Genomic DNA, 1633 nt, shown 5'->3' with positions numbered 1-1633 from the left:
CTCGCTTCGATCGGCGCGCTGACATTCACGAAGCGTTTCTCAAACTCGGTTGCTCGCTCGTCTGCTGGAACATCTTCAGGCGTGCCGAGCAGTCTTTTTGAACTGGCCTCTTATAAGGAATAGCTATGGAAAGGTCGCAAACTTACGCCAAGCGGTCACTTCGCCGCCTCTCTCTTCGACAATTGTCAAAGAGAGAGCGCCCAGACTGGCACGGTTGGCATTTCGCTTTCCGTTGCAACTGGCGGACGAGGGCGCCTGACCGCGTAGCCCCCCGCCGCGGCAGCGTCCCTCGAAGGCCACTCACAGATTGCGCAGGCGCCGTGAGTACGACAGACCGTAGGACGTCGAGCGGAACCGCAGAATCGGATCGTCGCTTGGCTCGATGCCGTCGGCCATCACGAGCGGATCGAAGTTGATACCGTAGCTGGGTGCCTGCTCTTGCGGCATCGCGTCGGTCAGCGTCAGCGTGCCGGCGTGGAACTCCTTGCGATTCGCCGGCCACAGCACGGTCGGGTTGGTGACCGGATCGCCGGGCTCGCCGATCGACACGATCATGTCCCATTGAAGCGGTCCACGCTTAACGCGCTCCATCAGCGCGGCTTGCAGGAAGTCCTTCGGCGCGCTTTTCACTTCGTCATCGGTCAAGTTCTTCTCGCCGTCGCGCGGCACGAAGCGCCAGCGCACCATCGTTACCTTATCGTCCTTGCCGACGAATTTGAACGTGTGGATGCCGAAGAACGGACAATTCGCATAGCTGACCGGCGGGTTCACGGTGCCGAGGTAGTGAGCCTGAGCGTCGTTGTCGTGGTGGCTCTTCAGGAATGCGTTGAAGCGTGCCGGGTCCGCCTTGCCGGTCGCGGGGTCGGGCGTCAGCGCGAAGAACTTGTCGATGAACGTCTGCGGCATCGTCGCGAAGAACATCGGCGTATGCAGCATCGTCATGTGCTGCAGGCTGCCGTCGGGCAGCCTGAATTGAATCCCGATGCCGCGCGCGCTGCGCTCCGCGTCGGACGCGTCCGGGTTGCCACCGGCCAGCGAGAAGCGCGCGACGACTTCGATCGTCTCGCCGGAGAATAGCAGCGAGCGCGAGTACTCGCGCGCTGCGGCGGTGCCGACAAATTTTCCGATCGCACCGATGCCTTTCGTGTGATTGCGGCGCTGACCCTTGTGCGCGCCGTACGCGCTTTCGAGCGCGTCGAGCGAGCGCTGGGCGGTCGCTTCGAGATACTCGTTGGTGGGAGACTCCGCCGAGGCAGGTTGCGTTTGCGCTGCGATCGCGGAAGAAGCGGACAGGCCGATTACCGGCCCGACAGCGCCCGCCATCGTGAGGCGGCTCGCGGTAGTGAGAAACGACCGACGGCCGTTGGGAATATTAGCTTTCTCGTGGTCCTGAGTCATGGGGCTGCTCCTTTAGCAGAGTGGTTGAACTCAGCAGTGCAAACAGGAGTGGAGCGCCAAATATTCCGCGCGCAGGCGGAAAGCGTGAACAAACTTGTTTTATCGAAGCTGCGCGCCGAAGGCTAAGGATTCGCTGATCAATTGACTTCAGCTACACGATGCATGCATGCTGAAGGCGATGCGAACAGAACGGTACGGACATGAAGCAACGCAGCTTTGCAAGCGCCGAGTACGC

General features: G+C 61.4%; 1 protein-coding gene and 1 pseudogene. One reads left to right on the top strand and one right to left on the bottom strand.

The genetic code is table 11. The features are described 5' to 3' along the window. Positions 1–101: pseudogene (locus HV670_RS29920) on the top strand (IS5/IS1182 family transposase); the annotation flags it as partial. Between the two features lie 199 nt (positions 102–300). Here HV670_RS29920 and HV670_RS29915 read toward each other — a convergent pair. After that, positions 301–1398, bottom strand: coding sequence for a catalase family peroxidase (locus HV670_RS29915; RefSeq protein WP_175108532.1), 1098 nt, complete (start codon positions 1396–1398; stop codon positions 301–303). Positions 1399–1633: the final 235 nt, after the last annotated feature.

Source organism: Pararobbsia alpina (assembly GCF_902859895.1).
GTDB lineage: Bacteria > Pseudomonadota > Gammaproteobacteria > Burkholderiales > Burkholderiaceae > Pararobbsia > Pararobbsia alpina.
The sequence above is the reverse complement of the archived record's forward strand: the minus strand, read 5'-3'. Positions and strand labels throughout refer to the sequence as shown.

Coding starts and splice junctions, on each gene's coding strand:
- HV670_RS29915 (WP_175108532.1), bottom strand. CDS start 1,398: ATGACTCAGGACCACGAGAAAGCTAATATTCCCAACGGCCGTCGGTCG.